The organism is Oceanicella actignis (assembly GCF_900111545.1).
Taxonomy (GTDB): domain Bacteria; phylum Pseudomonadota; class Alphaproteobacteria; order Rhodobacterales; family Rhodobacteraceae; genus Oceanicella; species Oceanicella actignis.
The window spans coordinates 22,741-35,882 of record NZ_FOHL01000002.1; the positions used below are offsets into that span (position 1 = coordinate 22,741).

The window sequence follows — 13,142 nt, forward strand, 5'->3', positions numbered from 1 at the left end:
ATGAAGTTCCATTTCAAGACCTCCTACGAGCAGGACATCCGCATCTTCGAGGACCGCGCCAAGGCGGGCTGGTACGGGCTTCTGGCGCTGCTGGCGGCGGCGGCGCCCTACCTTCTGGACGAATACATGCTGGGCGAGCTGACGCTCATGCTCATCTGGGCGCTGGCGGGGCTGGGGCTGATGCTGCTGGCCGGGCACACGGGCCAGCCGAGCCTGGGGCATGCCGCCTTCCTGGCCTGCGGCGCCTACATGGAGGTGTGGCTGGCCGAGCGCGGCGTGCCGTTCCCGATCTCGTTCCCGCTGGCGGGGCTCTTCGCCGGCGTGGTCGGCGCGCTGATCGCGGTGCCGGCCCTGAAGATGAGCGGCATCTACCTGGCCATCGCCACCCTGGCGGTGGGGATCATCACCGAGGACGTGATCATCCTGCTCGAGGACTTCACCGGCGGCATCGGCGGCGTCTATGCGCCCTCGATCACGCTGCTGGGGACCGACATCGACCGCTACGCCGATGGCGGGCGGCCCTTCTACTGGCTGTGCCTGGCGGCGCTGATCGCGGTGAATCTCATCTACCTCAACATCCTGCGCTCGCCCACCGGGCGCGCCTTCGTCGCCATCCGCGATTCCGAGGTCTCGGCCCGCGCCATGGGCGTGAACGTGGCGCGCTACAAGACGCTGGCCTTCGGGCTGTCGTGCTTCTTCACCGGGCTTGCGGGGGCGCTGCTGGCGCATTTCCTCGGAGCGTTCAACTACGAAGCCTTCCTGGTGCTGATCTCGGTGCAGATGCTGCTGATGGTCACCATCGGCGGGCTCGGCTCGATCCACGGGGCGTATCTGGGCGCGATCGTGGTGGTGTTCCTGCCGCAGGCCATCGTGCGCCTGCGCGAGCAGGTCGCCGAGCTGATGGGCGCGGGCAACGCCTCGATCCCCGGCCTCGACACGGGCGTCTTCGCCCTGGTGCTGATCGCCTTCATCCTGATCGAGCCGACCGGCCTTTACGGACGCTGGCTCAAGATCCGCACCTTCTTCGAGCTGTTCCCGCTCTACCGCAAGGACATGTTCAAGCGGCACAAGAGCTTCCTCAAGACGGAGCGGATGAAATGAGCCTTCTTTCGGTCCGCGACCTGTCCATCTCGTTTGGCGGCGTCAAGGCCGTGGACGGCGTCAGCTTCGACGTCGAGGAGGGCGAGGTCTTCACCATCGTCGGCCCGAACGGGGCGGGCAAGTCGACCATCTTCAACCTCATCTCGCGCTTCTACCAGCCGACCGGCGGCAGCATCGTCTTCGACGGGCAAGACATCACGCGCATGCGGCCCGACCAGATCGCGCCGCTGGGCATCGCGCGCACCTTCCAGAACATCGAGCTGTTCGAGCACTCGACCGTGCTGCAGAACCTTCTGGTCGGGCGCCATTCGCGCCGGCGCACCCACTGGCTCGAGGACATGTTCTTCCTGCCGCGCGTGCGCCGCGAAGAGCTGCGCCACCGCCGCCGCGTCGAGGAGGTGATCGACTTTCTCGACCTGCAGCCCTACCGCGACAAGATGATCGCGGGCCTGCCCTACGGCGTGCGCAAGATCGTCGAGGTGGCGCGGGGCCTGGCCTCCCAGCCCAAGCTGCTGCTGCTGGACGAGCCCGCCTCGGGCCTTTCGGTCGAGGAGACGCAGGATCTGGTCTTCTGGATCCAGGACATGAACAAGGACATGGGGCTGACGATCCTGATGGTCGAGCATGACATGAGCCTGGTCAACCAGGTGTCCGACCGCGTTCTGGCGCTGGCCGACGGCCGGCCGCTGGCGCTGGGAACCCCGCAGGAGGTGCAGTCCGATCCGCGCGTGATCGAGGCCTATCTGGGCGCCCCGGACGACGAGAACGAAGGAGAGGCGGCATGAGCGCCCCGGTCGCGACTCCGGCCCGCCCGCAGGCCGCCGCCGCCGATCAGGCGCCGGTGCTCGAGCTGCGCAACGTCGAGTGCTTCTACGGCCCGATCATGGCCATCCGCGGAGTCTCGATCGAGGTGCCCAAGGGCCGCATCGTCACCATCCTGGGGGCGAACGGCGCGGGCAAGACGACGCTCATGCGCACGATCTCGGGCGTGATGGACCCCGAGAAGGGCGAGGTGCTGCTCGAGGGGCGCGTGATCTCGGGGCTCGAGCCCGACCAGATCGTGCGCGCGGGCGTGGCCCATGTGCCCGAGGGGCGCGAGGTGTTCCCCTTCCTCACCGTCGAGGAGAACCTGTTCATGGGCGCCTACACGCGCCGCGACGGGGCCGAGGCGATCCGCGCGGACATGGAGATGGTCTACGGCTATTTCCCCATCCTGCGCGAGCGGCGCGGCCAGCCGGCGGGCACGCTGTCGGGCGGACAGCAGCAGATGCTGGCCATCGGCCGCGGCCTGATGGCGCGCCCGCGGGTGATGCTGCTGGACGAGCCCTCGCTGGGCCTGTCGCCGCTGCTGGTCAAGGAGATCTTCGCCATCATCCGGCGGCTGAACCGCGAGCAGGGCGTGACCATGCTGCTGGTCGAGCAGAACGCCAACGTCGCGCTGCGCGCGGCCCATTACGGCTATGTGCTGGAGCTGGGGCGCGTGGTCATGGCCGGCCCGTCCGAGCGCCTGCTGGCCTCGGAGGACATCCAGGAATTCTACCTGGGCGGGCACGCCGGCGCCGCGCCGCGCGGCCAGAAGCGCTGGAAGCGCAAGAAGTCGTGGCGGTGAGAGGGATGAACGACATGACCCAGGCAACCCGCACGGACGCGGCCATCGCTCCCGACGCGCCGATCCTGGTGGACGGCTGCGACACCATCGCGCGGCTGTTCGCCCATCGCTGCCGCGTCAAGGGCGACGCCGTCGCCCACCGCGAGAAGGAGCTGGGAATCTGGCGCGAATTCTCGTGGAACGACTACTACGACAACGCGCGCCTGATCGGCCTGGCGCTGGCGCGGCTGGGCATGGAGCGCGGCGACGTGGTCTCGATCCTGTCCGAGGACCGCAAGGAGTGGCTCTACGTCGACATGGGCGTCGTGTGCATGGGCGGCGTGACCAACGGCGTCTACACCACCGACAGCGCCGAGCAGCTGGCCTATCTGGTCAACGACAGCGGCTCGCGCTTCCTGTTCCTCGAGAACGAGGAGCAGCTCGACAAGTGGCTCGAGGTGCGCGACCGCATGCCCACCCTGGTCAAGGTCATCGTCTTCGAGCGCGAGGGCCTGCGCGGCTTCTCGGACCCCATGGTCATGTTCCATGACGAGCTTCTGGGCCTGGGCGCCGAGGCGCTGCAGGACCAGCCGCGCCGCTTCGAGGAAGAGCTGGAAAAGGCCCGCCCCGAAGACACGATGATGCTCATCTACACCTCGGGCACCACCGGGCCGCCCAAGGGCGCGATGATCACCCATCGCAACATGATCTACCAGCTGCACGCCGGGCTCGAGATCCTCGACTTCCGCGAGACGGACGAGCTCTTGTGCTTCCTGCCGCTGTGCCATGTGCTCGAGCGGCTGGTCTCGGTCGAGTTCCCGCTGGCCGCGGGCGTGGTGGTCAACTTCGCCGAAAGCCCCGAGACGGTGTTCGACAACCTGCGCGAGGTCTCGCCCCACTCGTTCACCGCCGTGCCGCGGCTGTGGGAGAAGATCTACTCGCGCATCCGCATCATGCGCTCCGAGGCGACGGCCTTCGGGCGCTGGTGCTTCGACCGCGCGATCGAGACCGGGCTCGAGGCTGTGCGGCTGCAGGAAGAGGGCAAGCCGCTGCCGCCCATGCTGCGCCTGCGCCGGGCCTTCTGGGACTGGGCGGCGCTGCGCAACGTGCGCGCGCTGATCGGGCTCGACCGGGCGCGGCGGGGCACGACGGGCGCGGCGCCGATCTCGCCCGAGCTGATCCGCTGGTTCGGCGCGCTGGGGGTGCCGCTGCTCGAGGGCTACGGCATGACCGAGACCTCGGGCGTGGCCACGGCCAACACGCTCGAGGACAACGTGATCGGCACGGTGGGCAAGCCGCTGCCGGGCACCGAGATCCGCATCTCGCCCGAGGGCGAGATCCTGGTGCGCGGCCCGAACGTCTTCAAGGGCTACTGGAACAAGCCCGACAAGACCGCCGAGACCATCGACGCCGAGGGCTGGCTGCACACCGGCGACGTGGGCCGGCTGGGCAATGACGGCGCGCTGACCATCACGGGCCGGATGAAGGACATCATCATCACCGCGGGCGGCAAGAACATCACCCCCGCCGAGATCGAAAGCCGGCTCAAGTTCAGCCCCTACATCGCGGATGCGGTGGTGATCGGCGACCGGCGCAAGTATCTGACGTGCCTCGTGATGATCGATCAGGAGAACGTCGAGAAATACGCCCAGGACCGGCGCGTGCCCTTCAGCGACTTCGCCTCGCTGTGCGCCGCTCCCGAGGTGCGCGAGCTGATCGCGGCCGAGATCGCCGAGGTCAACAAGGCCTTCGCCCGGGTCGAGCAGATCAAGGACTTCCGTCTCATCGACGTCCTTCTGACGGCCGAGGACGAAGAGCTGACACCCACCATGAAGCTCAAGCGCGGCTTCGTGGAGAAGAAGCACAAGGCGCTGATCGACGACATGTATGGCGCGCAATGAGCGCAGGTCCAACGGGAGAACAAGCATGAAACGAATTTTCGCCGCAGCCGCGGCCGCCGCGCTGATCGCCGGGCCGGTCCTGGCCGAGACGCAGGGCGTGACCGACGACGAGATCGTGATCGGCTCGCACACCGATCTGAGCGGCCCCTTCGCCGCCTTCGGCGCGCCCGCCACCAAGGCCGCGCAGCTCTATTTCGACGAGGTCAACGCCAAGGGCGGCGTGCATGGCCGCAAGATCCGCTTCGTGGTCGAGGATCACGGCTACCAGGTGCCCAAGGCGGTGCAGGCGGTCAACAAGCTGGTCAACCGCGACAAGGTCTTCGCCATGCTGCTGTCGCTGGGCACGCCGCACAACCTGGCCGCGTTCAAGATCCTGGACCGCAAGGGCATTCCGAACATCTCGCCGCTGTCCTCGGCGCGGCAGATGCTGCAGGAGCCGGCCGATCTGAAGTTCGTGGGCACCTCGTCCTATTACGACGGCACGCGCGCGGCCATCGGCTACATGGCCGAGCATGAGGGCGCCAAGTCGGTGTGCACCATGTTCATCCCCTCGGACTTCGGCGAAGAGATCCATCAGGGCGCCAAGGACGAGGCCGCCGCGCGCGGTCTGACCTATGCGGCCGACTCCACGCACAAGCCCGACGAGGTCGATTTCGTCGGCGCGCTGGGCAAGCTGCAGGCCGCCGGCTGCGACACCGTCGCCGTGGCGCTGGGGCTCAAGCAGGTCATCACCGCCGTGGCCACGGCCAAGAAGATCGGCTGGAACGACGTCAAGTTCGTGGGCTCGTCCGCGGCCTTCCACACCGTGGTCGCCAAGGTGCCCGGCGGCGTGACCGAGGGCTTCTACGCCGGCGCCGGCTGGACCGATCTCGAGGGCCGCATGGACGATCCCGTCGTCGCCGCATGGGTCAAGTCCTACACCGAGGCGACGGGCGAAAGCTTCCCGGGCACGGGCGCGATGCTGGGCCGCTCGTCGGCCGAGATCTTCGTCAAGGCGCTCGAGAAGGCCGGGCGCGATCTGACCGTGGAAAGCTTCAAGGCCGCGATGGAGTCGCTCGAGGGCTACGACCACATCCTCGGCGCCAATTACAGCTACGGACCCGACAAGCACGTCGGCAACACGACCGTCTACATCTCGAAGGTCGAGGGCGGCAAATGGGTGGTGGTCGGCGAGGTCAAGTGACCGCCTGACCGCGACGCCCGGATCGGGGCCCGGCCGCAAGGCCGGGCCCTTCGCATTCGGGGGCCTTTCGCATTCGGGGGCCCTTCGCATTCGGGGGCTGGCGCGCGACCCCCGCGAGGCGCGCCGCCCTTCGTCCGACGCGCCGCGCCCGCGCGCCGCCGCCGCCCGAGGCGACGCGCCCGTGCGCCACGCCGCGAGCTTCGTTCGCCGAGGATCCGGCGCAGCCCACCCCGCCGCGGGTCGGAGCGCCCCGCCGCCGCAACCCCGCCGCCGCAGCCTCGCCCCCGCAGCCTTGCCCGTGCGCGCCGCGCAGCCGCAACCTTGCCGCCGCTCGCGACTCGCGCCGGCGCCGCGGCCCAAAGGGCGGACCGCGTTCTGGACAAGGCGCCGCGCCCGCGCCACCATCGCGCGCATGAAACCGATCGAGCAGACCCCGGCGTCGGCGGCGCGCGCGGCGCATCGGCCCGGGCGGCGCGCCGTTCTGGCCGGGGCGCTGGCCATGTGCGCCTGCGCGCGCGCGCCGCGTCCGTCCCTCGGCGCGTCGGCCGCCGCCGGGGCCGCCGACGACGCGCTGCTCATCGAGGATCTGCGCGCAAGGCGTCGCCTGCCCGGCCTTGCGGCGCTGGCCGATCTTGCCCGCGGCGCGCCCTTGATCGTCGTCGGCGAGATCCACGACAACCCCGCGCATCAGCGCAACGCGGCGCGGCTGGCGCGCCTTTTGAACGTGGGCGCCGTGGCGCTCGAAATGCTGCCCGAGGGAGACGAGCCGCGCGCCGAGGCGCTGCGCGCGGCCGGGGCGCCTCGGGCCGGGCAGGAGGCGCCCGAATGGGCGCGCTACCTGCCCATCCTCGGAGCCGTTCCCGATGCGGCGGCGATCGGCGCCGGCGTCCCGCGCGAGAGGCTGCGCATGGCCGCGCGCCAGGGGGCGGCGGCCGCCTTCGGCCCGGATGCGGCCCGTTTCGGCCTGGACGCGCCGCTGCCCGAGGAGCTGGCGGCGCCGCTGCGCGACGAGCTGCGCGCCAGCCATTGCGGCCTTGCGCCCGAGCGGATGATCCCCGCCATGCTCGAGGCCCAGCGTCTGCGCGACGCGGCCTTCGCGCGGGCGCTGCTTCGCGCGCGCCAGGCGGCCGGCGGGCGCGCGGCCATGCTGGTGACGGGCGACGGGCATGCCCGGCGCGACCGAGGCGTGCCGCGGGCGCTGGCGCTGGCCGCGCCGGGGCTGCGGGTCTTCGTCATCGGCCAGTTCGAGGCCGCGCCCGGCTTCGGTCCGCCGGCCGGGGTCGGGGCGCTGTTCGACGCCATGATCCTGAGCGCGCCGGCGCCGCGCGCCGATCCCTGCGCGCAGCTGCGCGCGCGCGGCCCGATGCGCGGGTGAGGGCGGGATCAGGAGAACAGGAAATCATCGGCGTGCAGAAGCCGGTGGTCGAGATCCAGCAGGACGATGACCACGTTTCCCGCCTCGATGATCGCGTCCTCGCCCTGCTGGCGGATGTCGAGCGCGCCGAAATCCGGGGCCAGCCCCTCGAGGGAGAGGACATCCTCTCCGGGCGTCAAATCGGCGATCGAGTCGCGTCCGTCGCCGCGGGCGAAGACGAAGACGTCCGCCCCCGCGCCGCCCAGCAGCAGGTCGGCGCCGGCCCCGCCGGCGATGCGGTCGCGCCCGCCGCCGCCCTCGAGCCGGTCGTTTCCCGCGCCGCCCCAAAGCTGATCCGCGCCGGCGCCGCCGGAAATCTGGTCGGCGCCGCCGCCGCCCCAAAGCTTGTCGTTTCCGCCGCCGCCCTCGATCCGGTCGCGGCCGCCGCCGCCCCAGGCCTTGTCGGCGCCGCCGCCGCCGGCGATGCGGTCGTCGCCGTTCCCGCCCAACAGCTGGTCGGCGCCGGCGCCGCCCCACAGCGCGTCGGCGCCGTTCTTGCCGCGCAGCGCATCCGCGCCGCCGCCGCCCCACAGCTGATCGCTTCCGCCGCCGCCGTCGATCTGGTCGCGGCCGCCGCCGCCCCAGGCCTTGTCCGCGCCGGCGCCGCCGAAGATGGCGTCGTCCCCGGCGTCTCCCCACAGCTTGTCGGCGCCGCCGCCGCCGCGCAGCGCGTCGTCGCCGTCGCCGCCGCGGATCTCGTCCGCGCCGCCGCCGCCGGTCAGCGCATCGGCGCCGGCCCCGCCGGCGAGAACGTCGTTCCCGCCGCCCCCGTCCAGCGCGTCGTCGCCTGCGCCGCCGGCCAACGCGTCGGCGCCCGCGCCGCCCTCGAGACGGTCCGCGCCGGCCCCGCCGGTCAGCGCGTCGTCGCCGTCGCCGCCGATCAGCGCATCGTCCCCGTCGCCGCCGTCGAGAACGTCGTTTCCCGCGCCCCCGTCCAGCGCGTCATCGCCCGCGCCGCCCGTCAGCGCGTCGGCGCCCGCTCCGCCGAACAACGCATCGGCGCCGTCGCCGCCGTCGAGCGCATCGTTCCCCGCGCCGCCGTCAAGGCGGTCGTTCCCCGCGCCGCCAAGCAGCGTGTCGGCGCCGTCGCCGCCGGACAGGACGTCGTCGCCCCCGCCGCCTTCCAGGCGATCCGCGCCGGCCCCGCCGTCGAGCGCATCGTTCCCGTCGCCGCCGAGCAGCAGATCGGCGCCGTCGCCGCCGTCCAGCTCGTCGTTTCCCGCGCCGCCGTCCAGTTCGTCATCGCCCGCGTCGCCGGCCAGCGAGTCGTCGCCCTCGCCGCCCGTCAGCCGGTCGTCCCCGTCGCCGCCCTCGAGAACGTCGCCCCCCGCGCCGCCGTCCAGAACGTCGTCGCCCGCGCCGCCCTGCAGAACGTCGGCGCCGTCCTCGCCGGCCAGCGAGTCGTCGCCCTCGGCGCCGATAAGCCGGTCGGCGCCCGCGCCGCCGAAAAGCGCGTCGTTCCCCGCGCCGCCGTCGAGCTGGTCGGCGCCGTCGCCGCCCCAGAGGCGGTCGTCGTGATCCTCGCCCCACAGCTGGTCGTCGCCCGCCCCGCCCTTGAGCTGATCGGGGCCGGGGCCGCCCCAGATGCGGTCGTTCCCGCCGCCGCCGTCGATCACGTCGCCCGCCTCGGGGCGGAAGGCGATCATGTCGTAGCCGGGGCCGTCGGCCCGCCCCGCGGTCAGCAGCACGCGGTCGTTGTAGACCAGCGCGCCCAGCCCCGACAGGGCCGCGCCGTCGCCCAGCGCCAGGCGGTCGCGCTCGACCAAGCGCAGATCCGCGAGCGCCTCGTAGACCGTCACCGTCCCGTCGGCGCGCGCGGCGAAGATCCAGTCGCGCCCCTCGAGCCGCGCATGAGCCAGGTCCGTCGCCGCCGGCAGGGACTGGATGCGCGTCAGCCGCCCCTCGGCGTCCAGCCGCCAGGCGGCCAGCAAGCCGTCCTCGCCCGCGGCATAGACCCCCGCCGCATCGTCGCGCGCGGCCACCGCAAGCCCCGACGCCCAGGACAGGGCGAAGTCGGTCTCGGCGTCGTCGCGCGAGCGCATGTCGGTCAGCGTCAGCCCCTCGGCGTCCACGCGCCACACGCTCAGCCCCTCGTCCCGGCGCGAGAGGGTGATGGCGTAGTCCCGCCCCGCAAGGCGCGCCGAGGCCATGGCGGCCACGCCGTCGAGACGGCGCGCGGCGTCGTCCTCGTAGCGGGCGGCCTTGACCAGCGCGTCGCCCTCGAGCCGCAGCAGCGTCAGGCCCGGGCGCTCCCACCCGCCGACAAGGACGTGCAGCGCGCCCCCGATCTCGAAGGCGGCGAAGGCGCCGGGGTTGTAGAGGTCGAGGGTTTCGTCCATGTGCCGCGTGGCCACCAGCTCGGGGCGGCCATCGGCGGCGATGCGCGACAGGCTGACCCCGAAGCCGCCGGTCAGCAGCATGTCCTGGCCCTGATGCTCGAAGGTCAGGATGCCGCGCGCGCCCGTCAGAAGCTGACCGTCGAAATAGCGCGCGCTTTGCGCGAAGACCTGGGTCAGGCGGTCGGCGGCGTCGACCATCCACACCCCGAGCCCGCCCGCGCCGGGATCGGCGCCCATGCCGTAGACGAAGGCCAGCCCGTCGCGCACGACGCCCTGGGCGCGGAAGGCGCCCTCGAGCACGCCGTCGGGCGCCTCGCGCAAGGCGGCAAGCTCGGCCAGCCGCGCGGGCGTCTGATCGGGGGCGAAATCGCCGTAGATCAGATCGTCGCCGTCGCCGCCGCGAATGCTCTGCGCCCCGGCGCCGCCGATCAGCGGCGCCGAAGGGTCCGACGCGCCCTGCATGACGCGCTCCCCTCACCCGTTTCACCCGGGGTCAGGATCGTCGCGGCAAGTAAACGGGCAAGTAACCGCCAAGAACTATCAGCGTTTACGCGTCGTGAAGTGGTAAAAGCGCGTAAAGTTAACGCGCAGGACTTGTTTATTTACTTAACGCGCTTGCGGATGCGCCAGGCGCGCCCGCCTTCGGGCAGCGGCGCGACGTCCAGCAGTTCGTGCCCCTGCTCGGCGCAGAAATGGGGCACGTCCACCACCGCGGCCGGGTCGTCGGACAAGAGCCGCAGCACCTGGCCGGGCGCCAGCGCGCCAAGCCGCTTGCGCGCCTTGAGCACGGGCAGGGGGCACAGAAGGCCGCGCGCGTCCAGTTCGGCGTCGGCTTCGGGCGCGGGGGCGGGCTTGTTCATGCGGATCTCCGATTCTCTGCCGGGCGGGGCGCAATGTTCGATCGGTAGCGCGCGGATGGGCGCGCGGGCAAGGCGCGGGCCTTCGCTTCGGGCGCGGGGGGCGATATGGTCCCGGCCGGCGAAAAGGGGGCTGGCGGATGAGCGGCTGGACGAATCGTGCATTGCTTGTCGGCGCGGGGGCGCTGGCGGTGGCCTGGGGCGGATGGGGCGCGCGCGCGCAGGCGCCGGCCGAGCCGCGCGCCTTCGTCGTCGCGGACGGGGCGCGAATCGAGGCCCCGCTGGCCGAGGCGCCCGGGGATGCGCGGCGCGGGGCGCAGATCTTCGCCGACCCCGCGCGGGGCGGCTGCGCCTATTGCCATACGGCCGGCGGGGCTCCCGGGCCCGGGGCGCGCGCCGCGGCGCCGCTGATCCTGCTTTTGCGCGAGCGCGGGCGTGCGGATGCGGCGGAGCCCGCGATCGCGCCCGCCGCGCCCGCCGACGACCCGGCCGCGCCCGCCGACGACCCGGCCGCGCCCGCCGACGACCCTGACGCGGCCGACGACACGGTCGCGCCCGCCGATCCCGCGCCGCCCGCCGATCCCGACCCCCGGGCGGCGCCCCTTCCCGCGCCGCGGCCCGCGCCGGGCGCGGACGAGCCGCCGCAAGAGAGCGATGTCGCGGCGGCCGAGCCGCAGGACGCGCGGCCGGGCCCGCCCCCGCCCCAGCCCGCTCCCGGCCCGGATCTGGCCGAGGCGGCGGCGCGGCTGTCCGACGCCGAGCTGCGGCTGGCGATCGTCAACCAGTCGGTGCGCCGTCCCGGTTCGGCCATGCCGGCCTATCACGACATCTCGCCGGCGCTGGCCGAGCGGGCGCCGGACTTTCCGCAGCCCTGGCTTTCGGGCGCCGAGGTCGAGGATCTCATCGCCTTTCTCCGCGCCCGCGCAGGCGCCGTCGAGGCGGCGCGAGGCGCGGCCTCGGGCGGACGGGATGGCGGCGCGGGCGCCGCCGAGCCGGCGGGGGACCGTGAGGCCGAGGCCGCCGGGCGCGGCGTCGCCGGGCCGCAGGCGGACGCGCCCGCCGGCGACCGACCGGGCGCGAGCGGCGACGCTTCGGGCGACGACCGGCCGAGCGGGGATCGGGCGACCGGGGGCGGGCGGAACGAGCGCGAGGCGAACGGGGCGCGGCCCGGCGGCGGGCAATCGACCGGGGAGCGGCCAGGCGACGACGCGCCGAGCGCGGGCCAACCCGGCGGGGGCGAACCCGACGGGGGCCAGTCGGACGGGGGCCAACCCGGCGGGGGCCAGCCGGACGGGGGCCAGCCGGACGGGGGCCAGCCCGACGGGGGCCAGTCGGACGGGGGGCAACCCGGCGGGGACCAGCCGGACGAGGATCACCCGAGCGGGGACCAGACGGGCGCGGCGCAGCCGGACGAGACGCAGCCGGCCGCAGCCCGGCCGGACGGGGATCAGCCGAGCGCGGATCGGCCGGAAGCGCGCGCGCCGGGGGCGGTCGGGCCGGGCGGGGGCCGTGCAGGCGAGGCGCGGCCGGCCGGCGGCGCCGCGCCGGGGCCCGGCCCTTCGTCCGGCCTTGCCGAGCCGGCCGCGCAGGGCGCCGCGCCGGCGCCCGCGCTCAAGGGCCGCGACACGAACAAGTGAAGCGCCGCGGCGCCGGCGCGCGTCGACGCGCGCGCGCCGGCGCGGTAGCAATGCCTGCGCGGCCCGCCGAGGCCGCGCGGCAAGAACGGAGCGAAGCATGGCGCAGATCGGAATCCTGACCGCCTTCATCGGCGGGCTGCTCAGCTTCCTGTCGCCCTGCGTGATGCCCCTGGCGCCGCCCTATCTGGCGTTCATGGCCGGCACGACGCTCGACCGGCTGACGGGCGCCGGGGGCGTGGACGAGCGGGCGGCGCGGCGGGTGCGGATCTCGGCGGTGTTCTTCGTCGCGGGGCTGGCGACGGTGTTCGTGGCGCTGGGGGCGACGGCTTCGCTGATCGGGCGCGCGCTGGCCACGCACAAGGAGACCTTCTCGCTGCTGTCGGGGCTGGTGATCTTCGCCATGGGCGCGCATTTCATCGGCTTGCGGCGGGCGCCGGCGGCGGCGGCGGCGGTCGTGGCGGCGGCCGCTGCGCTCGCGCTGGGGCGCGGCGCGGATCCGGCCGAGTTCTGGGCCGACAATCGGGTCTGGATCCTGGCCCTGGCGGCGACGGCGGCGGCGCTGCGGCTGACGGGGTGGGAGCGCTTTCCCTTCCTGATGCGCGAAGCGCGGCTCGAGGCCGGCGGCGCGGCCGGGTCGTATCTGGGCGCCTATGTCATAGGCCTGGCCTTCGCCTTCGGCTGGACGCCGTGCATCGGGCCGATCCTGGGCTCGATCCTGTTCCTCGCCGCGCAGGAAGAGACGCTGCTGGCGGGGGTGACGCTGCTGCTGGTCTATGCGCTGGGGCTGGGCACGCCGTTCCTGGCGGCGGCGCTGTTCGTGCGGCCCTTCATGCGCTTCATGGCGCGCTTTCGCCGCCACCTGCACCGGGTCGAGGCGGCGATGGGCGCGCTTCTGGTGGCGGTGGGCGCGCTGATGGCGTCGGGGGGCTTCTCGGCGCTGTCCTTCTGGCTGCTCGACGCCTTTCCTGCGCTCGCCACGATCGGCTGAGCCGGCGCGGCGCCGCGCGCCCGCGGCACGACGTGGCGACGCGGCGGGGTTGCGCGGGCGCGCGAGCGCGGGATGCGCTGCGCCTTGCGGCGCGATGGCGAGGCGGCGCGATGGCGAGGCGGCGCGATGGCGCG

At 73.3% G+C, this 13,142-nt stretch carries 10 protein-coding genes; 8 read left to right on the forward strand and 2 right to left on the reverse strand.

Features of this window, described 5'->3' with window-relative positions; genetic code table 11:
- The 6 genes from BMW67_RS02800 (at position 1) to BMW67_RS02825 (ending at position 7,148) form a co-directional block, all read left to right on the forward strand.
- On the forward strand, positions 1–1,101 hold the full coding sequence (locus BMW67_RS02800) for a branched-chain amino acid ABC transporter permease (RefSeq protein WP_072746039.1): 1,101 nt from the start codon (positions 1–3) through the stop codon (positions 1,099–1,101).
- Complete coding sequence (locus tag BMW67_RS02805) at positions 1,098–1,886, forward strand: ABC transporter ATP-binding protein (RefSeq protein WP_072746038.1); 789 nt, start codon at positions 1,098–1,100, stop codon at positions 1,884–1,886. Before BMW67_RS02800 ends, BMW67_RS02805 begins: the two co-directional genes overlap by 4 nt.
- On the forward strand, positions 1,883–2,710 hold the full coding sequence (locus BMW67_RS02810) for an ABC transporter ATP-binding protein (protein ID WP_072746037.1): 828 nt from the start codon (positions 1,883–1,885) through the stop codon (positions 2,708–2,710). Before BMW67_RS02805 ends, BMW67_RS02810 begins: the two co-directional genes overlap by 4 nt.
- A 14-nt stretch (positions 2,711–2,724) precedes the next feature.
- The gene (locus BMW67_RS02815; protein WP_072746122.1) at positions 2,725–4,590 is read left to right on the forward strand and encodes an AMP-dependent synthetase/ligase; all 1,866 of its coding nucleotides are present in this window, start codon (positions 2,725–2,727) and stop codon (positions 4,588–4,590) included.
- Between the two features lie 25 nt (positions 4,591–4,615).
- Positions 4,616–5,773 carry an ABC transporter substrate-binding protein gene (locus BMW67_RS02820; protein ID WP_072746036.1) on the forward strand — a complete coding sequence of 386 codons (1,158 nt, stop codon included), beginning with the start codon at positions 4,616–4,618 and terminating at the stop codon, positions 5,771–5,773.
- Between the two features lie 412 nt (positions 5,774–6,185).
- Complete coding sequence (locus BMW67_RS02825; RefSeq protein ID WP_091764130.1) at positions 6,186–7,148, forward strand: ChaN family lipoprotein; 963 nt, start codon at positions 6,186–6,188, stop codon at positions 7,146–7,148.
- A gap of 8 nt (positions 7,149–7,156) precedes the next feature.
- Here the strand turns inward: BMW67_RS02825 and BMW67_RS16135 are convergent, their stop codons facing one another.
- Positions 7,157–9,988, reverse strand: coding sequence for a calcium-binding protein (locus tag BMW67_RS16135; protein WP_072746035.1), 2,832 nt, complete (start codon positions 9,986–9,988; stop codon positions 7,157–7,159).
- A gap of 140 nt (positions 9,989–10,128) precedes the next feature.
- The gene (locus tag BMW67_RS02835) at positions 10,129–10,386 is read right to left on the reverse strand and encodes a sulfurtransferase TusA family protein (protein ID WP_072746034.1); all 258 of its coding nucleotides are present in this window, start codon (positions 10,384–10,386) and stop codon (positions 10,129–10,131) included.
- A gap of 137 nt (positions 10,387–10,523) precedes the next feature.
- Between BMW67_RS02835 and BMW67_RS02840 the strand changes: the two genes are divergently transcribed.
- Together BMW67_RS02840 and BMW67_RS02845 are read left to right on the forward strand one after the other, a co-directional pair.
- Entirely contained in the window at positions 10,524–12,020 is a 1,497-nt protein-coding gene (locus BMW67_RS02840) for a hypothetical protein (RefSeq protein WP_125458974.1), read from the forward strand.
- Positions 12,021–12,117: 97 nt separating this feature from the next.
- Entirely contained in the window at positions 12,118–13,008 is an 891-nt protein-coding gene (locus BMW67_RS02845) for a cytochrome c biogenesis CcdA family protein (RefSeq protein ID WP_072746032.1), read from the forward strand.
- The last annotated feature ends 134 nt before the right edge of the window (positions 13,009–13,142 follow it).